The organism is Bradyrhizobium sp. STM 3557 (assembly GCF_045571465.1).
Lineage (GTDB): Bacteria > Pseudomonadota > Alphaproteobacteria > Rhizobiales > Xanthobacteraceae > Bradyrhizobium.
Genome location: NZ_CP120697.1, coordinates 6380239 through 6399934 on the forward strand (window position 1 = coordinate 6380239; position 19696 = coordinate 6399934).

General features: G+C 65.6%; 15 protein-coding genes and 1 other RNA gene. 3 read left to right on the plus strand and 13 right to left on the minus strand.

Features of this window, described 5'->3' with window-relative positions:
* Positions 1–134 precede the first annotated feature (134 nt).
* The 9 genes from murG to rsmH all read right to left on the minus strand — a co-directional run bounded on the left by murG (position 135) and on the right by rsmH (position 11593).
* Complete coding sequence (gene murG, locus P6U24_RS29525; RefSeq protein WP_407155947.1) at positions 135–1235, minus strand: undecaprenyldiphospho-muramoylpentapeptide beta-N-acetylglucosaminyltransferase; 1101 nt, start codon at positions 1233–1235, stop codon at positions 135–137.
* 117 nt (positions 1236–1352) lie between these two features.
* The gene (ftsW, locus tag P6U24_RS29530) at positions 1353–2507 is read right to left on the minus strand and encodes a putative lipid II flippase FtsW (protein ID WP_407155948.1); all 1155 of its coding nucleotides are present in this window, start codon (positions 2505–2507) and stop codon (positions 1353–1355) included.
* A 322-nt stretch (positions 2508–2829) separates the two neighbouring features.
* Positions 2830–4230 carry a UDP-N-acetylmuramoyl-L-alanine--D-glutamate ligase gene (murD, locus tag P6U24_RS29535; RefSeq protein WP_407155949.1) on the minus strand — a complete coding sequence of 467 codons (1401 nt, stop codon included), beginning with the start codon at positions 4228–4230 and terminating at the stop codon, positions 2830–2832.
* Between the two features lies 1 nt (position 4231).
* Complete coding sequence (gene mraY / locus P6U24_RS29540) at positions 4232–5338, minus strand: phospho-N-acetylmuramoyl-pentapeptide-transferase (RefSeq protein WP_407155950.1); 1107 nt, start codon at positions 5336–5338, stop codon at positions 4232–4234.
* Between the two features lie 193 nt (positions 5339–5531).
* On the minus strand, positions 5532–6914 hold the full coding sequence (gene murF, locus P6U24_RS29545; protein ID WP_407155951.1) for a UDP-N-acetylmuramoyl-tripeptide--D-alanyl-D-alanine ligase: 1383 nt from the start codon (positions 6912–6914) through the stop codon (positions 5532–5534).
* The gene (locus P6U24_RS29550; RefSeq protein ID WP_407155952.1) at positions 6911–8371 is read right to left on the minus strand and encodes a UDP-N-acetylmuramoyl-L-alanyl-D-glutamate--2,6-diaminopimelate ligase; all 1461 of its coding nucleotides are present in this window, start codon (positions 8369–8371) and stop codon (positions 6911–6913) included. The genes murF and P6U24_RS29550 overlap by 4 nt, the downstream gene beginning before the upstream one ends.
* 61 nt (positions 8372–8432) lie before the next feature.
* A complete protein-coding gene (locus P6U24_RS29555; protein ID WP_407155953.1) occupies positions 8433–10202 on the minus strand; it encodes a peptidoglycan D,D-transpeptidase FtsI family protein in 1770 nt (589 codons plus the stop codon).
* On the minus strand, positions 10199–10594 hold the full coding sequence (locus tag P6U24_RS29560; RefSeq protein ID WP_407155954.1) for a hypothetical protein: 396 nt from the start codon (positions 10592–10594) through the stop codon (positions 10199–10201). Before P6U24_RS29560 ends, P6U24_RS29555 begins: the two co-directional genes overlap by 4 nt.
* A gap of 3 nt (positions 10595–10597) precedes the next feature.
* Entirely contained in the window at positions 10598–11593 is a 996-nt protein-coding gene (gene rsmH, locus P6U24_RS29565; RefSeq protein ID WP_407155955.1) for a 16S rRNA (cytosine(1402)-N(4))-methyltransferase RsmH, read from the minus strand.
* Positions 11594–12136: 543 nt separating this feature from the next.
* Between rsmH and P6U24_RS29570 the strand changes: the two genes are divergently transcribed.
* The gene (locus tag P6U24_RS29570; RefSeq protein ID WP_407155956.1) at positions 12137–12979 is read left to right on the plus strand and encodes an N-acetylmuramoyl-L-alanine amidase; all 843 of its coding nucleotides are present in this window, start codon (positions 12137–12139) and stop codon (positions 12977–12979) included.
* Positions 12980–12983: 4 nt separating this feature from the next.
* Here the strand turns inward: P6U24_RS29570 and P6U24_RS29575 are convergent, their stop codons facing one another.
* Positions 12984–14231: an RNA polymerase sigma factor gene (locus P6U24_RS29575; protein ID WP_407155957.1), complete on the minus strand. Its 1248-nt coding sequence runs from the start codon at positions 14229–14231 to the stop codon at positions 12984–12986.
* A gap of 155 nt (positions 14232–14386) precedes the next feature.
* Positions 14387–14740, minus strand: a complete 354-nt coding sequence (locus P6U24_RS29580) for a YciI family protein (RefSeq protein ID WP_407155958.1) — start codon at positions 14738–14740, stop codon at positions 14387–14389.
* Between the two features lie 140 nt (positions 14741–14880).
* Here P6U24_RS29580 and rnpB point away from each other — a divergent pair.
* Positions 14881–15312: RNase P RNA component class A (gene rnpB, locus P6U24_RS29585), an RNA gene on the plus strand.
* Between the two features lie 101 nt (positions 15313–15413).
* Positions 15414–15776: a ClpX C4-type zinc finger protein gene (locus P6U24_RS29590; RefSeq protein WP_407155959.1), complete on the plus strand. Its 363-nt coding sequence runs from the start codon at positions 15414–15416 to the stop codon at positions 15774–15776.
* 128 nt (positions 15777–15904) lie between these two features.
* Here P6U24_RS29590 and P6U24_RS29595 read toward each other — a convergent pair whose 3' ends face one another.
* Both P6U24_RS29595 and P6U24_RS29600 read right to left on the minus strand, forming a co-directional pair.
* Positions 15905–17716 carry an ABC transporter ATP-binding protein gene (locus tag P6U24_RS29595; RefSeq protein WP_407155960.1) on the minus strand — a complete coding sequence of 604 codons (1812 nt, stop codon included), beginning with the start codon at positions 17714–17716 and terminating at the stop codon, positions 15905–15907.
* A 324-nt stretch (positions 17717–18040) separates the two neighbouring features.
* Positions 18041–19630 (minus strand): DHA2 family efflux MFS transporter permease subunit, encoded by a 1590-nt coding sequence (locus P6U24_RS29600; protein ID WP_407155961.1) that lies wholly within the window; start codon positions 19628–19630, stop codon positions 18041–18043.
* Between the last annotated feature and the right edge of the window lie 66 nt (positions 19631–19696).

The window sequence follows — 19696 nt, forward strand, 5'->3', positions numbered from 1 at the left end:
TAAGGGGTCATCGCTCGCGCAGGCGGGCGATCCAGCATTCACCGGGGCGCGGTCATCCGACAAATCAGCGGCGCCACGTACTGGATGCCCTGCCTTCGCGGGGCATGACAAGAGGCAATTTCGGCGTGGAAGGCCTAAATTCCGGCGGTTTTGATCACGAGATCGGCCAGTCGCTCCGCCGCATCGAGCCGGCCGACGGAACGGGCGGCTTGCGCCATCGCGGCCAACCGGGTGGGCTCCGCGACCAATGCCGAGATTTCCGAGGCGAGGCGATCGGGCGTGAAATCGGTTTGCGCGATACGCAACGCGGCGTTCGCCTGCGACAGCACGCCGGCATTGGCAAACTGATCCTGGTCAATGGCGCCGGGCAACGGCACAAGAATCGAGGGCCGGCCGATCGCCGCAAGCTCCGCCACCGTGCCGGCACCGGAGCGTGAGATGACGAGGTGATTGGCGGCGAGCCGCGCCGGCAAATCAGTGAAGAAGGGTGCGAGCTCGACATTGATCTTGAGCTTGTCGTAGACCGCGCGCACCCTCGCCATGTCCTCCTGGCGCACCTGCTGGGTCAGCACCAGCCGGCTCCACAGCGCAGGCTCCAGCCGCTCGATCGCGCCGGGTACGATGTCGCTCATGACCCGCGCGCCCTGGCTGCCGCCGGTCACGAGCAGACGAAACGGGCCCATCGTGTCAGGAGGCGTATAGGCCACTGTTGTCGCTTCGAGAACCATGGGACGCATCGGCGTGCCGACGGTGGTGGTCTTGCCGGCGAGTGCCGGATCGCGGTCGAGCACGCCGGGCAGCGAGGTCGCGATCGCCCTCACATGGCGCGACAGCAGGCGGTTGGCGCGGCCAAGCACGGCATTGGCGTCGTGGATGATGCCGGGCACGCCGGCGAGGCGCGCCGCGAGCAGAGGCGGCACGGTCGGGTAGCCGCCGAAGCCGACCACGGCGGAAGGCTTCAACCGGCGCATCAGGTTGAAGGCGACGACAATGCCGGAGGCGAGCATCCAGGCGGTGCGGGCGAGCGCGACCGGCGAGCGGCCTCGCATGGTCTCGCTCGGCACCACGTCGATCATGTCCTTGGAGAACAGGCCGCTGTAGCGCAGCGCGCGGGCGTCGGTGACGAGGCGGACGCGCAAGCCGCGCTTGATCAGTTCGACACCGAGCGCTTCGGCAGGAAACAGATGGCCGCCGGTGCCGCCGGCCGCGAGCAGAATGAGGGGCGCAGTCGTCATGGTGGCCCCTCTTTACACACAAACCGACGTCATTGCGAGGAGCGTCAGCGACGAAGCAATCCAGTCCTCGGACGTACACTGGATTGCTTCGCTGCGCTCGCAATGACGAAGAGAGACCTACGCGTAACTGCCCAACGCGCCGGCTGCAGCATCGGTGGCCTCGATCTCGGTGCGCGGCCGCAGCCGCGTCAGCGCCAGCATCATGCCGACGCCATAGGCGAGCGAGACCATCGAAGAGCCGCCATAAGAAATGAATGGCAGGGTCATGCCCTTGGCCGGGATGAGCTGCAGATTGACCGCGATATTGATGGCGGCCTGCACGCCGAACAGGATGGCGAGACCGGAGGCGGCGAAGCGCGAGAAACTGTCCTCGGTAGCGTAAGCGCGTGACAACGTGCGGATCACGATAAAGGCGAACAGCGCGACCAGCGCCAGGCACAGGATGATGCCGAACTCCTCCGCAGCGACCGCGAATACGAAGTCAGTGTGGCTGTCGGGAAGGCTGCGCTTGGCAATGCCCTCGCCGGGCCCGAGCCCGAACCAGCCGCCGTTCGAGAAAGCCTCCATCGCGGTGTCGACCTGGAAGGTGTCGCCGGAGGCCGGGTTCATGAAGCGCTTGATGCGGCCCGCGACGTGCGGGACCAACAGATAAGCGCCGAACAGGCCGGCGCTCGCCGCGCCCGCGAGGCCCGCCACCCAGATCATACGCATGCCCGCGATGAAGAACAGCGAGCCCCACACCATTGAGGTCAGCATGGTCTGGCCGAAATCCGGCTCCATCACCAAGAGCGACACCATCAGCAGCAGCAGAACGAGCGCCATCGAGGTCGCCGGCATGTCCGGCCGCCGCGCGGATTCCGAGAACAGCCAGGCCGCGACCACGACGAAGGACGGCTTGGCGGCTTCCGAGGCCTGGATGTTGACGCCGAGCAGCGTGATCCAGCGCCGCGAGCCCTTCACCTCGGGCCCGATCGCGAGCGTCAGCACGATCAGCGCGATCGAGATCGCGAAGATGATCAGCGCGCTGCGCCGGATCTGCCGTGGCGATAGGAAGGAGACGCCGATCAGCGTGACGAAAGAGGGCAGCAGAAACAGCACATGGCGGTTGAAGAAGTGGAACGGGTCGAGCCCGATGCGGGTCGCGACCGGCGGGCTCGCCGCCAGCGACAGGATGACGCCGCACAGCATCAGGGCCAGGATGGCGCCGAGCAGCGGCTTGTCGATCGTCCACCACCAATCCGACAGAGGATTGCGTTCTTCGCGGGAGAGCATGGGGTATCCCTCTGGCCGCGCGCATGATCCGGAAAAACGCGGGAAGCGGTGTTCCGGCATGCTTAATGAGAGGCCAACCCTATTGGTGGCCGATGATGGTTATCAGAGGGTTAAGGGAGAGACCTTCATTCGAGATGTGAAGCCCGGCAACCCACCTGCTGCCGTCATCCTCTATGAAAGCGGAGGATCCAGTACGCCGCGGCCCATCGGTTCATCACGACTGTCTCTGGAATGCTGGATCGCCCGGTCGAGCCGGGCGATGACAGCGGAGAGCTCGATCGCCCGCCTTTGCGCGCCTTTGCGGGTGACTCAGCGGAGGCCGTCACACCGCCGGCTCGACGCCGAGCAGCGCCTGCACCAGCTCGCGGAACCTGGCACCGCGGATCTCGAAATTGCGGTACTGGTCGTAGGAGGCGCAAGCGGGCGACAGCAGCACCACGGCGTCTTTCAGCCCAGAAGCCTCGGCATCGGCGGCGGCCTGCGCAACCGCGACATCGAGCGTGCCGGACATCTCGTGCGGCACCTGGTCGCCGAGCGTCCCGGCGAATTCCTCTGCCGCCTCCCCAATCAGATAGGCTTTGCGGATGCGGGGGAAATAGCCGGTCAGGCTGGTGATGCCGCCGGCCTTCGGCTTGCCGCCGGCGATCCAGAAGATGTCGGGGAAGGACGACAGCGCATGGGCGGCGGCATCCGCATTGGTGCCCTTGGAGTCGTTGACGAACAGCACCTCGCCGCGGCGACCGACCTGCTCCATGCGGTGCGCAAGACCCGGAAAGCTGCGTAGCCCCTGCTGCAGCACGTCCGGACTGATGCCAAGCGCGAGCGCCGTGGCCGCCGCGCAGGCAGCGTTCTGTGCATTATGCAAGCCACGGAGCGAGCCGATGCCGCCGATGCCTGCGATCTCGCTGCGCGCGCCGCCGCTCGCGCGCACAATCGTCTCGCGCTCGACATAGATGCCGTCGGAAAGCGGGTTCTTGACCGAGATCCGCACCACGCGCTTGCCCGCCCGCTCCAGGCGATCGGCGCTGGCACGGGAGAAATCATCATCGACACCGACGATCGCAGTCCCCCGCGACTGCACGCCTGCGACCAGCCGCTCCTTCACGGCCGCATAGTTCGCCAGCGTGCCATGACGGTCGATGTGATCCTCGCTGACATTGATCAGGATGCCGACGGTCGGATCGATCGAGGGCGTCAGATCGATCTGGAAGGAGGACATCTCGATCACATGGACGCGGCCCATGCGCGGTGGCTCCAGCGACAGGATCGCGGTGCCGATATTGCCGCCCATCTGGGCGTCGTAGCCGGCGACTCTCATCAGATGCGCAACCAGCGCCGTCGTGGTCGACTTGCCGTTGGTGCCGGTGATCGCGACGAACGGCGCGTCCGGCGCCTGACGCTTGCGCTCGCGGCAGAACAGCTCGATGTCGCCGATCACCTCGACGCCGGCCTCGCGCGCCTTCGTGACGCTCCAATGCGGCGCCGGATGCGTCAGCGGCACACCGGGCGCCAGCACCAGCGCGAAAAAATTCGTCCAGGACACGGCGCGCAGATCGGCGGTGACGAAGCCCGCCTTGGCGGCTTCAGCGAGCCGGTCGGCACCATCATCGGCCGCAATCACCTCCGCGCCACCGGCGCGCAGCGCATGACAGGAGGCGAGGCCCGAGCCGCCGAGACCGAACACGGCAACTGTCTTGCCGGCAAAGGAGGTGATGGGGATCATGTCAGCGCAGCTTCAAGGTGGCGAGGCCGGCGAGCGCGAGCATCACCGAGATGATCCAGAACCGGATCACGATCTGCGGCTCGGTCCAGCCGAGCTGCTCGAAATGATGATGGATCGGCGCCATCTTGAAGACGCGCTTGCCGGTAAGCCTGAACGAGACGACCTGCACGATCACCGAAACCGCCTCGAGCACGAACAGTCCGCCGATCACGGCCAGCACGATCTCGTGCTTCACCGCGACCGCGATCGAGCCGAGCATGCCGCCGAGCGCAAGCGAGCCGGTGTCGCCCATGAAGATCGAAGCCGGCGGCGCGTTGAACCAGAGAAAGCCGAGGCCCGCGCCGAGCACCGCGCCGCAGAGCACGGCGAGTTCGCCGGTGCCGGGCACGTAATGGATCTGCAGGTAGTCGGAGAACACCGCGTTGCCGGCGAGATAGGCGATCAGGCCAAAGCTTGCGGCAGCGATCATCACCGGCACGATCGCAAGCCCGTCGAGCCCGTCGGTCAGGTTGACCGCATTTCCGGCGCCGACGATCACGAAGGCGCCGAAGATCACGAAGAACCAGCCGAAATTGAGCACGAGATCCTTGAAGAAGGGAATCGCCAGCGACGTCGAGGTGGCATCGCGGCCGAGCCGCACCAAGGCGTAGCAGGCGGCGAGCGCGATCAGCCCTTCGAGCGCAAGCCGCGCGCGGCCGGCGAAGCCGGAATGCGATTGCTTGGTCACCTTCAGGTAGTCGTCATAGAAGCCGACGAAGCCGAAGCCGAGCGTCACCGCCAGCACAATCCAGACGTAAGGGTTGAGCGGATTGGCCCACAGCACGGTCGAGACGACGAGGCCGGACAGGATCATCAGCCCGCCCATGGTGGGCGTGCCCTTCTTGGAGATGATATGCGACTGCGGGCCGTCGGTGCGGATCGGCTGGCCCTTGCCCTGGCGCAACCGCAGATGGTCGATGATCCAGGGTCCGAACAGGAACACGAACAACGCGCCGGTCACCACCGCCCCGCCGGTGCGGAAGGTGATGTAACGGAAGACGTTGAGGGCCGCGCGGAACATCCCGAGACTCGGGAAGGTGTTGGTCAGCTCGATCAACCAGTAAAACATACAATCCGCCTATGCCGTCTCGCCAAGGGCCTGCCGGGACCGCTTACGAATCCCCGCGCGAATCCGTGTTGAGGCGCTCCTTTAACCACGATCGGCGGCCCTGTGCGAATCGTTGCAAACAATTGCGGCATATCCCGCCCGGCATACCAGCCCCGCCGGCGACAGGCCTGCCGCGCCGCGATATCGCCTGATTTTAAGCTTGCGCCTCCAGCGCAGCGGCAAGCCGGGGCACGAACTTGTTCACCCAGAAGATCTTCTTGCTGCCCTTGATGACCACGACGTCTCCGCGCTTCAGCAACGCTGCAACCTCGGCGGGCTGCAAGGTCGCGGGATCCTCGTGCCAGCCGAGCCGCTTGTTTGCGGGCAGCCGGTCGAACAGGTGCCGCATCAGGGAACCGACGCAATAGACGCCATCGATGCCGTCGAGATGGCGGATCAGACCTTCGTGATAGGCTGCCGCCTCGGCACCCAGTTCGAGCATATCGCCGACGATTCCGATGCGTCGTCCTGATGTCACCGGCCGCGCCTGCAGGCTGTCCAGCGCCGCAGCCATGCTGGCCGGGTTGCCGTTGAAGCTGTCGTCGATCAGTACGATGCCGCCGGCACTCTGCTCGACGCCGCGGCCGGTCATGATGCCGACGTGGTCGAGCTCTTTTGCGAGCAGCGCCGGATCGAGCCCGGCGGCGGAGACGGCCGCAAGCGCAGCCAGCGCATTCTGCAGGCGGTGCGGCGCGCCGGGCGTCAGCGAGAAATCGACTTTGCGACCGGCGACCTCGGCGCTGACGTCCCAGCTCTCGCCGCGCGGCGTGTGCTTCAGCTCGCACACCTCGGCGCCCTCGCCGAAGCGCAGCGTCTTGCCGCTCCACTCGGACGCGACAAGTCCGGCGGGGAGCACCAGCGAGCCACATGGCGGCAAGCCGCGCGCGATCGAGACCTTCTCCTGCCGGATCGCCTCCAGGCTGCCGAGCTTCTCCAGATGCACCGGCTGCACATTGACGACCAGCGCCACCGTCGGTCTGGTCAGCTCCGTCAGCCGCGCGATCTCGCCCGTCTGATTCATGCCCATCTCGACCACCCAAACCGAGGCATTCGGGTCGGCGTTACACAGCGTCAGCGGCACGCCCCAGAAATTGTTGAAGCTCGATGGGCTCGCGGCCGCCTGCGGATAGGCGGCGATGAACTCCTTGGTCGAGGTCTTCCCCGCGCTGCCGGTCAGCCCGATCACCGGTCCCTTGAACCGCGCGCGTGCCGCACGTGCCAGCCCCCAGAGCCCGTCGATCAGCGTATCCCCGACGATCAGTTGCGGCACGGTGATGCCGTCGATCCGGTGCGGCACGATCATCGCCACAGCACCGGCGTCCTGCGCATTCGCGGCGAACTCCCAGCCATCACGGCTGGAGGCAAAGCTCGAGATGAAGCCGCCGCTTGGCGTGCCGCTCAAGGCCACGAACAGGCTGCCCGGCTTCACCGCCCGGCTGTCCTGGGTCACGAAGTCGACTGGCGTATCCGGAAACTCACCGGAAAGGCCCAGCGCATGCGCCACCTCGGCCACGGTCCATAGCGGCGCCTTCGTCATGCCGTCCTCTTTGCCAATGCGTCGGCGACCGCTTCGTGGTCGCTGAAATGCAAAATCTTGTCGCCGATGATCTGTCCGATCTCGTGGCCCTTGCCGGCAACGACGAGGGCATCACCCTCCTCCAGCGCATCGATCGCAGCACGGATCGCCTCCGCACGGTCGCCGATCTCCTGGGCGCCCTTGGCAGTCGCCAGGATCGCGGCGCGGATCGCCTGCGGATCTTCGCTGCGCGGATTATCATCCGTGACAATGACGCGATCGGCATGCTCCGCGGCAATCGCACCCATCAGCGGACGCTTGCCGATGTCGCGATCGCCACCGGCGCCGAACACCACGACCAGCCTGCGCTTCGCGTAAGGTCGCAGCGCCTGCAGCGCTTTCGCCAAGGCATCAGGCTTATGCGCATAATCGATGAAGATCGGCGCGCCGTTGCGCTCGCCGACCAGTTCGAGTCGACCCTTGGCGCCTTCGAGCGCACCGAGCGTATCGAACACCGCCTCAGGATCGCTGCCGGTGCCGATCGCAAGACCAGCCGCTACGAGCGCATTCTCGGTCTGGAACGCGCCGACCAGCGGCAGCCTGATTGCACGCCTGCGGCCGAGATGCTCAATCTGCAGCGTCTGCGCAAAGCCCTCGATGCTTGCATCGATCAGGCGGATGCCCTCGCCTGCGCCGTCGCCCTTCGTGCCGACCGTGATGAGACGCAGACCTCGCGCCTTTGCCGCCGCGATCACCTCATCCGAGCAATCATGATCGGCCGAGATCACGGCAGCGCCGTCCGGCGGCACCAGATCGCGAAACAGCCGCAGCTTCGCGGCGAGGTAATGCGCGACATCGGGGTGATAATCCATGTGGTCGCGCGAGAGATTGGTGAAGCCGCCGGCCGAGACGCGCACGCCGTCGAGGCGATATTGGTCGAGCCCGTGCGAGGATGCCTCGAAGGCAAGATGCGTAACGCCGTCGCGCGTGATCTCATCGATTTGCCGATGCAGCGCGATCGGGTCCGGCGTGGTCAGCGAGCCGTAAACCGTGCGCTTGTCCGACACCAGGCCGATGGTGCCGATGCTGGCCGAAGAATGGCCGAGCCCTCGCCAGATCTGGCGGGTGAAGGCGGCGACCGAGGTCTTGCCGCTGGTGCCGGTGACGGCCGCGATGGTGGCCGGCTGCAAGGGGAAGAAGCGTGCGGCGGCGAGCGCCAGCGCCCGGCGCGGGTTGGACAGCTCGATGAAGGGAACCGGCAGATCGCCGCTCGGGGCGTGCTCGCCTGCCACAGCCAGGGCGCCGGCGGCGATCGCGGCCTGGATGAAGCGCGCGCCGTCCGTCTTCGTGCCCGCGAGCGCGAAGAACAGGTCGCCCGGCTTCACCACGCGACTGTCGACGGCAAGGCCCTTCACATCGACGGCATCCGCGCTTGGGTCGAGCCTGGTTTCATTACCGAGAAGGTCGCGGAGTTTCATAGAGATCCCGTCCGGCCTCGGCCGAACGATTCAAATCGGCGGGGCCTTCAAGATGAAGGGCTTACTGCGTCAGCCGCGATGCCGCAAGAATTTGGCGGTCCGACGGCGGCAGGTCGAAGCGCGGCTCGATCCCGAGCAGCGGCCCGATCCGGCTGATCACGTTGCCGGCGGTCGGCACCGCGTTCCAGCCGGAGGTAATGAAGCCGTAGGTCTCCTTCAGAGCTTGCGGCTCGTCCAGCATGATCAGCAGCTGGTATTGCGGCTTGTCGGCTGGAATCACGGCGGTGAAGAGGGTCAGCACCTTCTTCTTGGCGTAGCGGCCGTTGATCACCTTCTCGGCGGTGCCGGTCTTGCCGCCGATGTAGTACCCGGGAACATTCGCCCTCTTGGCGGTGCCGATCTCGGCATTCAAGCGCATCAGGTAGCGCATCTTCTCCGAGGTTTCCGGCTTGATCACGCGCTTGGCGATTGCCCTTGCCTCTTCCTCGCTGCGCTTCATGAAGGTCGGCGGAATCAACAGACCACCATTGACTAGCGCGCTGACGCCCATCACGCCCTGCAGTGGCGCCACCGCCATGCCGTGGCCGAAGGAGATCGTGATGGTGTTGAGATCGCTCCAGTGCTTCGGCACCAGCGGCGAGGCGCTCTCCGGCAGCTCGGTGCGCAGCCGCTCGAACTGTCCCATCTTGCGCAGGAACGCCTTGTGCGCCTCGACCCCCTGCGACAGCGCGATCCGCGCCGCGCCGACGTTGGAGGAGAAGGTGAAGACCTCCTTCATGCTGAGGAAGCGTCCCTTCGGCTCGTCGTCATGGATCGCGAACTTGCCGTAATGCAGCGGTCCGCGTGCATCCCACATCGAGTCCAGACCGTATTTGCCGGTGTCGAGCGCCATCGCCAGAGTGAAGGCCTTGAAGGTCGAGCCCATCTCATAGACGCCCGTGGTCAGGCGGTTGATCCTGTCAGGATCGTGCGCCTCCTTCGGACTGTTGGGATCGAAATCCGGCAGCGAGACCATCGCGATGACCTCGCCGGTGTTGACGTTGACGACAAGGCCGGAGGCCGCCTTGGCGTGGAACTTGTCTTTGGCCTTCAGCAACTCGTCACGCAGCGCGTGCTCGACGCGCAGGTCGACCGACAATTCGATCGGCTTCTGCAGACGGTCGGTGGCAAAGCCCGCGCGGTGCAGATCGGCCAGACCCTGATTGTCCAGCCACTTCTCCATGCCGGCGATGCCCTGGTTGTCGATGTTGACCAGGCCGATCAGATGCGCCACCTCGTTGCCGGTGGGATAGACGCGCTTGTTCTCGCGCAGGAAACCGATGCCGGGAATGCCGAGCTTGTGGATCTCGAACTGCTGTTGCGGTGAGATCTCGCGCTTCAGCCAGACGAACCCCTTCCGCGACGACAGGCGCTCACGCACTTCGCCGGCATCGGCATCGGGCAACGTGGCCGTGAGCAGCTCGATCGCCTCGTCCTTGTCGATGATGCGGCGCGGCTCGCCGAACAGGCTCGGCGTCTTGACGTCGGTGGCCAGCACCTCGCCATTGCGGTCGACGATGTCGGGGCGTGCGGTGGCAATTGCATCCTGTGCCGCCGCACGCCGCGCGCTCGGTCCGTCCGCGCCGACCGCGAACATCACGAGGCGTCCGCCGATGATGGCATAGATCGCTGCGAAGGCGATGATGACGAGACCGACGCGGGCGCGCGCCTTGGCCGTGCGATCGACATTGCGCCCGTACAGCAGCGTGCGCACCAGCCGCTGCTGCCAAGGCTCTTGCCTTGGCCGTTCCTGCTTCGGCTTTCCCTGATTGAGCGAAGCATAGCCGGTCATTGTGCGTCCTCCGGCTGCTGCGGCACGGATCCGGTGGGCGTGTCGTCCTGGGTGGCGGCGTCGATGGCATCGATCATCGAGCCGATCGGATCGGGATTACCGGAACGCGCGAAATTCGGCGGCCGCTCCGGCAGGTTCTTCAGACTGTCGTATTGCGTGGCGTTCAGCGGCTTCAGCGGCAGGTGCCGCTCGACCAGCCCCTGCAGCCGCAGCGGCGCGTCGAGCTTGGCCCATTCCGAGCGCAGCACCGCGATCGCCTCGCGCTGCTCGCGGATCTCGGCGCGCAGCTGCAGCACCTTCTCGACCCGCGCGGTCGATTCCATCTTGATCCGGTAGACATAGGCGGCGGCGAAGATCAGCGCGCCGATCACCATGAGGTGGATGAGCCGCATACGCTACCCTCCCCTCATCACATCATCCAGGCGCGGCCAGGATGATTCTTCGCTTATGGCATGCGCGGGTGCCGTCGTCCGTTGCGCGCCGCGCAGCTTGGCCGAGCGGGCACGGGGATTGGCGGCGACCTCTTCGTCGCTCGGCACGACCGGCCGACGGGTCAGGAACGTGAAACTCGGCGGCTGCTGCGCGACCTCCGGCAGATGCCGCGAGCCGCCGCCACTCTTGCTCCGCTCGGCCAGGAAGGTCTTGACGATCCGATCTTCCAGCGAGTGGAACGACACCACCGCAAGCCGCCCGCCCGGCTTCAGCACGCGCTCGGCCGCGACAAGCGCGCGCTCGAGCTCGTCGAGCTCCTCATTGACCAGGATGCGCAGCGCCTGAAAGGTGCGCGTCGCCGGATGAATGTCGCCCGGCTTGGACCGCACCACGCGCGCGACGATGTCGGCAAGCGCGCGTGTCGTCGTGATCGGCTGCTCTCTGCGCGCGGCGACAATGGCGCGCGCCACGGCGCGGGAATGCCGCTCCTCGCCGAAGATATAGATGGCGTCCGCAAGATCGCGCTCGGCAGCGCGGGCAACGACGTCGGCCGCGGTCGGACCGTTACCGCCCATCCGCATGTCGAGCGGGCCGTCGAGCCTGAACGAGAAGCCGCGGCCGGCCTGATCGAGCTGCATCGAGGAGACGCCGACATCCATCACGACACCATCGATGGCATCGATGCCCTGGGCGGCGCAGATCTCGACAAGATGCGAGAAGCGGTCCTCGACCAATGTCAGCCGCCCGGCCGCCTGTGCGACCAGATCCTGGCCGCCAGAAATCGCCGTGGCATCGCGATCGATGCCGATCACCCGGGTTCCTGCTGTTGCGAGAATCAACCGGCTGTAGCCGCCGGCGCCGAACGTGGCATCGACATAGATGCCGCCGGCGCGCGGCGCGAGCGCCGCCACCGCTTCCGGCCCGAGCACGGAAATGTGACGCTGGTCAGCCGTGCTCATGCACCGGCTCCACGACCGAGCCGGCGTGCCAGACAGACCATGTACGGCAGCGAGCCCATCGCGCCCAACATCCTCGCGCCTAAAACCTTTGCCACGTCCGATCGAACCGCAAAACCGCCTGACCGCGCGGCCGGCGCGAGAGCCCCGCGCGGCCACCGGCATTCCACGGGCCATGCGCTGGTCCAGTGGATTTCGGCCGTGTAGCACGGTCAAAGGCCCGAAATCCGCTGCCCTCCACACTTCAAAAACCCTTTTCTCGCGTGCAGGACCTTCAAACTGCGGCAGCCCGCCGGAACAGGCGTTCACCACTTAGTAACGGCGTTTAGCGTTAAGAAACCGTTGATGATCCACGGCGGAATCTTGGCGCCGGCGATCTCCCCGCAAGGACACGGGGCCGGGGCGGCCATGCAGCGCGGAGCACACACCAGCTCCGAAATGCACCCTGTCGCATGTAATTTCCATTGCGACGGGGAGGTGCAAAGGAGTAGTGGCAGCCATATTGGACGTGTGCCTTTTCCCCGCTCGCATGCCTTCGAGATTTTCATGCCGCCTGGTTCGCCCGCCTCCGACACATTCGCTTCGAAACGCCGGCAAGCGCTGCAGGACGGTCCGGCGACGGACGCATTCACACCGGATTCGTCTGTTGTTTCCGAAGTGATTCCATCTGCGAATTTCGGCGATCGCAATAACGATCGTGTTCCGGACATGATCGTGCTGCACTACACCGGCATGCCGGACGCCGACGGCGCGATCACCAAGCTCTGCACCGCCGGCACCGAGGTCTCGGCGCATTACATCGTGCTGGAGGATGGCGGCATCGTGCAGAGCGTGCCCGAGGCCAAGCGCGCCTGGCATGCTGGCGTGTCGTCCTGGGCCGGCGAGGATGACATCAACTCCTGCTCGATCGGAATCGAGATCATCAATCCCGGTCACGATTGGGGTTATCCGGATTTCCCATCCCGCCAGATCGCCGCCGTCATCACACTCTGCCGCGGCATCATGCTCCGACGCAACATTCCGGCTCATCGCGTGCTCGGCCATTCCGATGTCGCGCCCGCACGCAAGAAGGACCCGGGCGAGAAATTTCCCTGGCATTCCCTGGCCAATTCCGGCGTGGGTCATTGGGTGCAGCCGGCGCCGATCACACGCAGCGAATCGCTCAAGCTCGGCAGCATCGGTGATGCTGTCCGCGACTTGCAGAAGGCGCTGGCGAAATACGGCTACGCGGTTCCGGTGAATGCCAAGTTCGACGGCCCGACCATGGAGGTGGTCACCGCGTTCCAGCGTCATTTCCGTCCCGAACGCGTCGATGGCATCGCCGATCATTCCACGCTGCTGACGTTGGGTGCGCTGCTGTCGACGCTGCCGGCCGAGACTGCCAAATAATCACTCATCCGTTCGCGCCCAGTTCCGCGAGCCTGCGCGCATAGAGCCGTCGTAGCGGCTCGAGCCTGGTCGCGGCGCACGCCGCACGATAGGCCTCGCGCGCCGCCTGATGCCGGCCGAGCCGCCGCAGCAGATCGGCGCGCACGGCGGGCAGCAGATCGTAGCCGTCGAGGCCGCCGCGGGCGCTGAGCGCATCGACGAGGTCGAGCGCCCGCGCCGGGCCGTCGACCATTGAAACCGCGGCGGCGTGATTGAGCTCGACCACCGGCGAGGGCGCAATCCGCAACAGCACTTCGTAGAGGCCGGCGATCTGGCGCCAGTCGGTCTCCTGATAGCTCGGCGCTCGCGCATGCAGCGCCGCGATCGCCGCCTGCACCGCGTAAGCCAGCGGCCGGCCCGGCATCCGCAGCACGTCCTCGACCAATTGCAAGCCCTGCGCGATCTGCTCGCGATTCCATAAGGAGCGGTCCTGCTCCTCCAAAAGCACAACGTCGCCATCGGCGGTGGCGCGGCCGGCACGGCGTGCATCATGCAACAGCATCAGCGCCAGCAGACCCTTGATCTCGCGCTTGTCAGGCATGAGACCGTCGAGCAGGCGGCCGAGCCGGATCGCCTCGCCGGCAAGATCGGGCCGCATCAGATCGTCGCCCGAGGTCGCGACATAGCCTTCGGTGAAGACCTGATAGATGACCGCGAGCACGCCGCTCAGCCGTTCATCGAGCGCGCTGCGCATCGGGACTTCATAGGGGATGCCGGCAAGACGGATCTTCTGCTTGGCGCGGACCAGCCGCTGCGCCATTGCTTCCTCGCTCACCAAAAAGGCGCGCGCGACCTCCGCCGTGGTCAGCCCGCAGACCGTGCGCAAGGTCAGCGCGACCTGAACCTCCGGAGCGAATGAGGGATGGCAGCAGATGAAGATCAGCCGCAGCATGTCGTCATCGAGCTCGGCCGGCGCGGCGAGATCGTCGCAGGCCGCGGCGTTGAGCGCGATGTCGTGAGCGACCTGCTGCTGCCGATCGCGGAAGGCGATCCGCCGGCGGATGCGGTCGATCGCCTTGTTCCGGCCGACATTGACCAGCCAGGCGCGCGGATTGGCCGGAAGCTCACCCCCGCGCCAGCTCTGCAGGGCGCTCGCGAATGCATCCTGCAAGGCGTCCTCGGCGAGATCGAAATCGCCGACGAGCCGGATCAGCGTCGCCAATGCACGGCCGGCCTCGTCGCGGAAGATTTTGTCGATAGCCTCGGGAGTCATGCGCATACGCTCTTGGCATTCGTCATTCCGGGGCGCCCGCGGGGCGAGCCCGGAATCCATAACCACGATCGGGGAGTATGGATTCCCCGACGCGCAGTTGCACGTCTGTTGCCTGCACCTAACGACGCATCCCGGAACGACGAACGGAGAGATCATCAACTATTATACACCCAGATCGGCCGCACCTCGATCGAGCCGATCCGCGCGCTGGGAATCCGAGCCGCGATGCCGATCGCCTCGTCCAGGTCCTTGGCTTCGACCAGATAGTAGCCGCCGAGCTGCTCACGCGTCTCCGCAAAGGGACCGTCGGTGGCCAGGACCTTGCCGTCACGGACACGTACCGTTGTTGCGGTGGTCGTCGGGCGCAACCGGTCGCCCGCCTTGAAGTTTCCGCTCTGGATGATGGACTGGGTGAAGGCCTGATATTCTGCGAGCGTCTTCTCGGCTTCCGCGGGGTCCCGTTTCGCGTATTCGACCTCGTTCTGATAGATCATCAGCAGATACTGCATGGTTCTTGCTCCTTGTGATCGGCTGGATTGCCGACATCCAGTCGAATGGCCGATACGTGGGACGACAGGCGCAGCATAAAATATTTCGGCCCGATCACGCCGGCTTGACGCATGGCTTCGAAAGCTCCATTCAGGGCGCGTCAGTCGGCCGGACGGCCGCTCCGGCAGGTGCCGAAAGGCCGCCGGGGAGGAAAGTCCGGGCTCCATCGACATGCGGTGCCGGATAACGTCCGGCGGGGGCGACCCCAGGGACAGTGCCACAGAGAACGAACCGCCCGCCTTGGCCCTCAGGCCTCGGCGCGGTAAGGGTGAAAAGGTGCGGTAAGAGCGCACCGCGGGTCCGGCAACGGAGCCGGCAAGGTAAACCCCACCGGGAGCAAGACCGAATAGGGACGGCAACACGGACAGTTCGCGCGAGCGACAACGTCCGCGGGAGCGATGTCAGGCTCGCCGTCCGGGTAGGTCGCTCGAGGTCGCGCGCAAGCGCGATCCCAGAGGAATGGCCGTCACGTATCGCCGCGCGCAAGCGCGGCGGTGCCCTACAGAACCCGGCTTACAGGCCGGCTGATATGTTCATGAGGGGTTCGGCGGACAGCGCCGAACCCCTCACCATTTTTGGCGGCTTCGACTGATCTCCATCCCTAAGGGTAGAGGGTCCGTAAAGGAGGAGCGGATGGAGCTTGAGGCGATCATCCAGAAGGCCATCGAAATCGGTCAGCACACGGGTTTCGTCAGCTTCGATCAGATCAACGACCTCTGCCCAAAGGAAACAGCGCCCGACCATATCGAATCCTTGTTTGCCGCATTGCGCGACGCTGGGATGCAAGTCACCGACGATGCCGTTCCGTCACCGTCCCTCGTCTGTTCGTTCTGCGGCAAGGCCCAGGTCGACGTGGTGCAGTTGATTGCCGGTGCCACGGGGTTCATTTGCAACGAATGTGTCCGGCTGTGCGTCCAAATCATCGCTAACAAGCAACCGGAATGGCTCCGGGAGCATGTCGACTTCGTACAATCGCTGGTGGAGAGGAACCGTTAGAGCCTTGTGTTCAATGCTCATCTCCATCAAGGACTATGCATGAACACCATCGACTATGCGCTGCTCCTGATCGGCGCGCTGGCCGGTGGGCTGCCGAGGCAGGCGCGCGTACGCGCCTGCCTGCTCGTTCATTCCGCGGCTGAGAGCTGGCCGATCTCGGTGGACTGCCGCTCGAACAGCGCGCGATAGAGCCCGCCCTCGCGGCCGACCAGGGCCGCGTGATTGCCCTGCTCGACGATCCGGCCGCGATCGAAGACCAGGATGCGATCGAGACTGCGCACAGTGGCGAGCCGGTGCGCGATCACGATCGCGGTGCGGCCCTTCATCAGCCGGTCCATCGCCTCCTGGATCAGCGCCTCCGATTCCGAGTCGAGACTCGAGGTCGCCTCGTCCAGGATCAGCACCGGTGCATCCGCCAGGAACGCCCGCGCCAGCGCCACGCGCTGCCGCTCGCCGCCCGACAGCTTGACGCCGCGCTCGCCGACCAGCGTGCCGTAGCCCTTCGGCAGGCGCATGATGAACTCATGCGCATTGGCGAGCCGCGCCGCCTGCTCGATCGCGGCCTGGCTCGCGCCCGGCCGCCCATAGGCGATGTTCTCGGCCAGCGAGCGGTGGAACAGGATCGGCTCCTGCTGCACGATCGCGATCTGGCTGCGCAGCGACTCCTGCGTCGCCTTCGCGATGTCCTGGCCGTCGATCAGGATGCGGCCGCCGCTGACGTCGTAGAGCCGCTGCACCAGCTTGACGAAGGTCGTCTTGCCGGAGCCTGAGCGGCCGAACAGGCCGATCCGCTCGCCCGGACGGATGTCCACGGACAGCGCGTCATAGAGCGGCGTCCGATGACCGCCATAGTGGAACGTGACGGCGTCGAACACGATGCCGCCGCCGGTGATGGCGATCGGGCGTGCGTCGGCGGCGTCAGTGAGGCCGATCGGCTCGTCATGGATTGCGACCAGCTCCTCCATGTCGTTGACTGCCCGCTGCAGGTTGTTGATGTGCATGCCGACATCGCGCAGGTACGCGTGGATGACGTAATAGCTGGTCAGCACGTAGGTGACGTCGCCCGGCGAGGCGCGACCGGCGATCCACAGCAGCACCGAGCCGCCGATCACCGAGGCGCGCAAGCCGAGCAACACGATCAGCTGCACCGCCGCAGTCATGTTGTAGCGCGACCAGGTGCGGTTGATGCGCCTTCGCCAGCGGTCGATCACCCGTGCGAGCCTCAAATCCTCGCGCCGCTCGGCGCCGAACGACTTCACCACCGCGTTGCAGGTCAAGGCATCGGCAAGCGTGCCGCCCACCTTAGTGTCCCAGGCATTGGAGATGCGGGCGGCCGGCGCGATATAGCGGGTCGAGAACACGACCGTCATCGCGACATAGAGCGCCGCGCCGAGCGCGATCACCGCGCCCAGCGACACCCAGTGCAGGCCGAGCAGCACCATCGAGCCGAGCAGCACCGACAGCGACGGCAGCAGCGCCAGCAGGATGGTGTCGTTGTAGAGATCGAGCGCCCACATGCCGCGGGTGACCTTGCGCACCGTGGAGCCGGCGAAGCTGTTGGCGTGCCAGTCGGTCGAGAAGCGCTGCACGCGCGCGAACGCCTCGCGCGCCACGTCCGACATGATGCGCAAGGTGAAGGGCACGATCACCTGCAGGCCCGCCAGCCGCAGCACGATCGACATGAAGCCGAGCGCGACAATGGCGCCGAACGCCTGCAGCGCAGCGATACGCGCCTCCGCCTCGATTGGGCCGCGGGTCAGTGCGTCGACCAATTTGCCGGAGAACACCGGCATGAACAGGTCGGCTGCAGTGGCGCCGAGCAAGGTCAAGGCTATGACAAGGGTGCCGGCGGGCTGCTTCAGCCAGTGCCGGAACACGAAGGGGATCACGACGCGGATGGCGGCGGGCCGCTGTCTTGATCTGCTGAGCTCGATGGTCATGACATCATCCGGCCGCACTCATCGCGCGCCGGCTCCGATTGATGCAGACGCCGGGCGGCGAGGACCGCGCGCGAGCGCCATGCAGAATGATTTCAGTGACTTATGGGAAGCTGAAACAACCGTGACATCGGTCACGATCGGTGCGGGCGAAGGCGGCTGTCAGCAGCCGGTGGAAAGGCCCAGCGACGCAAACGAACGCGGGCGGACGATCTGCGCATAAGACATCTTCATGCAAATCTCCCCCGTTCGAGCAATGATGGCGCACTTATAAATGTGTTGAAACGATCTGGCAACCCGCGACCGCGCTCACGATGCGGCGAGCGCTCAATGCCCGCCGCCGCCTCCCATCGCCGCCGCGTTCGGCTTCTTGAGCAGCATCACCATCAGGCTGAGGCCGACATAGAACAGGGTCAGCATGAAGAAGGCGTCGCCATAGCCCATCACCACGGCCTGGCGATGCACGATCTGTGACAGCTGCTTCATCGCCATGACGGCCGCATCGCCCATGCCCTGCAGGCGCTGGGTGAAATTGTTCAGCGTCTCGACCGCGGTGGCATTGCCCCAGTTGACGCGCTCCTGCAGGCGGCTGATGTGCAGATCGGTGCGATCGTTCAACACCTCGTTGATGACGGCGAGGCCGACCGCGCCGCCGAGATTGCGCATCAGGTTAAACAGGCCGGAGGCGTTCTTGACACGATCCGGCGCCAGGGTGCCGAGCGCAATGTTGTTGGTCGGCACCATCGCGCACATCATGCCGATGCCGCGCAGCACCTGCGGCACGAACAGCTCCCAGAAATCGAAGTCGCGCGTGATGTTGGTCATCTGATAGGAGCCGAGCGCGAAGATGACGAGGCCGGCGGCGATGATGTAGCGCATGTCAAAGCGCAGCATCAGGCGGCCGACGACCGGGGCCATCAGGAACATGACGACGCCCGAGACGAACATGGTCTCGCCGATCATCAGCGCGCTGTAGCCGCGGACCTCGGCGAGATAGCGCGGATAGATGTAGGTCAGGCCATAAAGGCCGATGCCGATGCAGAACTGCAGCAGACAGCCGACCGCGAAATTGCGGTTGCTGAAGGCCCTGAGATCGACGATCGGCTCATTGGCGGTCAGGACGCGCCAGAAGAAGGCGACTGCGGAGAGGACGCAGACCGCGGCGAAGATCGCAACGCTGGTGTCCTGGATCCACTCGTACTGCGGCCCCTCCTCGAGAACATATTCGAGCGAGCCGAGGAAACCGGCCATGAAGATCAGGCCGAACCAGTCGAAGCGATCGAGCAGCTTGAAATTAGGCTGGTCGAAATCGACCAGCGCCAGCACGCCGATAGTGATGAGGACGCCGGGCGGGATGTTGACGAAGAAAAGCCAGTGCCAGGACATCGCGTCGGTGATGTAGCCGCCGACGGTCGGACCGACGGTCGGCGCGAGCGTCGCGACGAGGCCGATGATCGGACCTACGATGTAGAATTTCGAGCGCGGAAACACCGTGTAGGCAGAAGCGAACACGGTCGGGATCATGCCGGCGCCGAGAAAGCCCTGCAGCGCGCGCCACAGGATCATCTCTTCGATGGTCGAGGCGAAGCCGCACAGAAAGCTCGACAGCGTGAATCCGGCTGCCGAGATCGCGAACAACAGCCGCGTGCCGAAGGCGCGCGACAGGAAGCCCGACAGCGGGATCGCGATCACCTCGGCGATCAGGTACGCGGTCTGGACCCAGGACACCTCGCTCGAGCTCGCCGACAGGCCGGCCTGGATCTCGGTCAGCGACGCCGACACGATCTGGATGTCGAGGATCGACATGAACATGCCGAACACCATGATCAGGAAGGCAAACAGCCGGCGCGGCGCGATGCGCTCGGCCGCCGCGGCCGGCGCGATCATGGTGGGGTTGGCTGTGGTGGCGTTGGCCATGGTGCGTTCAGTTCAAATGCAGCCGCGATGTAGGTGCGCCCCCTCTCCCATGGGGAGAGGGCTGGG

Coding starts and splice junctions, on each gene's coding strand:
- P6U24_RS29595 (WP_407155960.1), bottom strand. CDS start 17,716: ATGACCATCGAGCTCAGCAGATCAAGACAGCGGCCCGCCGCCATCCGC.
- rsmH (WP_407155955.1), bottom strand. CDS start 11,593: ATGAGCACGGCTGACCAGCGTCACATTTCCGTGCTCGGGCCGGAAGCG.
- P6U24_RS29570 (WP_407155956.1), top strand. CDS start 12,137: ATGCCGCCTGGTTCGCCCGCCTCCGACACATTCGCTTCGAAACGCCGG.
- murF (WP_407155951.1), bottom strand. CDS start 6,914: ATGACGAAGGCGCCGCTATGGACCGTGGCCGAGGTGGCGCATGCGCTG.
- mraY (WP_407155950.1), bottom strand. CDS start 5,338: ATGTTTTACTGGTTGATCGAGCTGACCAACACCTTCCCGAGTCTCGGG.
- P6U24_RS29560 (WP_407155954.1), bottom strand. CDS start 10,594: ATGCGGCTCATCCACCTCATGGTGATCGGCGCGCTGATCTTCGCCGCC.
- murG (WP_407155947.1), bottom strand. CDS start 1,235: ATGACGACTGCGCCCCTCATTCTGCTCGCGGCCGGCGGCACCGGCGGC.
- P6U24_RS29580 (WP_407155958.1), bottom strand. CDS start 14,740: ATGCAGTATCTGCTGATGATCTATCAGAACGAGGTCGAATACGCGAAA.
- ftsW (WP_407155948.1), bottom strand. CDS start 2,507: ATGCTCTCCCGCGAAGAACGCAATCCTCTGTCGGATTGGTGGTGGACG.
- P6U24_RS29575 (WP_407155957.1), bottom strand. CDS start 14,231: ATGACTCCCGAGGCTATCGACAAAATCTTCCGCGACGAGGCCGGCCGT.
- P6U24_RS29555 (WP_407155953.1), bottom strand. CDS start 10,202: ATGACCGGCTATGCTTCGCTCAATCAGGGAAAGCCGAAGCAGGAACGG.
- P6U24_RS29600 (WP_407155961.1), bottom strand. CDS start 19,630: ATGGCCAACGCCACCACAGCCAACCCCACCATGATCGCGCCGGCCGCG.
- P6U24_RS29590 (WP_407155959.1), top strand. CDS start 15,414: ATGGAGCTTGAGGCGATCATCCAGAAGGCCATCGAAATCGGTCAGCAC.
- P6U24_RS29550 (WP_407155952.1), bottom strand. CDS start 8,371: ATGAAACTCCGCGACCTTCTCGGTAATGAAACCAGGCTCGACCCAAGC.
- murD (WP_407155949.1), bottom strand. CDS start 4,230: ATGATCCCCATCACCTCCTTTGCCGGCAAGACAGTTGCCGTGTTCGGT.